Source organism: Streptomyces millisiae (genome assembly GCF_031845425.1).
GTDB lineage: Bacteria > Actinomycetota > Actinomycetes > Streptomycetales > Streptomycetaceae > Streptomyces > Streptomyces millisiae.
In genome coordinates this window covers 1-383 of sequence record NZ_JAVREM010000427.1, presented here as the reverse complement: position 1 = coordinate 383, position 383 = coordinate 1, and the positions used below count along the sequence as shown (strand labels likewise).

The window sequence follows — 383 nt, the reverse complement described above, 5'->3', positions numbered from 1 at the left end:
CGATGATTTCGTTCACAGCGATTCTGTGGAACCTGTCCGGTGGAGTCACCTTGCCCCTCGTCGGGATCGAACTGCCACGGGCGATCTTCTGGATCGGCATCGTCTATGTCCTGTTCGCCACAGTGGTGGCATTCTGGCTCGGCCGGCCGATCATCCGGCTGGCCTTCAACAACGAGAAGTACAACGCGGCCTTCCGCTATGCGCTGGTGCGGCTGCGCGATGCTTCCGAGGCAGTGGCCTTCTACCGTGGAGAGATCGCCGAGCGAACCGGCCTACGGAAGCTGTTCGCACCGGTCGTGTCGAACTACCGGAATTACATCAACCGGATGATCAAGTTCCAGGGCTGGAACAACTCCATCGACCAAGCCCAGGAGCTCATCCCC

The 383-nt window shown here is 60.1% G+C and carries 1 protein-coding gene; it reads left to right on the top strand.

The genetic code is table 11. The annotated features are described in order from the left end of the window. Positions 1 to 2: 2 nt before the first annotated feature. On the top strand, positions 3 to 383 hold a 381-nt coding region (locus tag RNC47_RS37410; protein ID WP_311605343.1), incomplete at its 3' end, for an SbmA/BacA-like family transporter.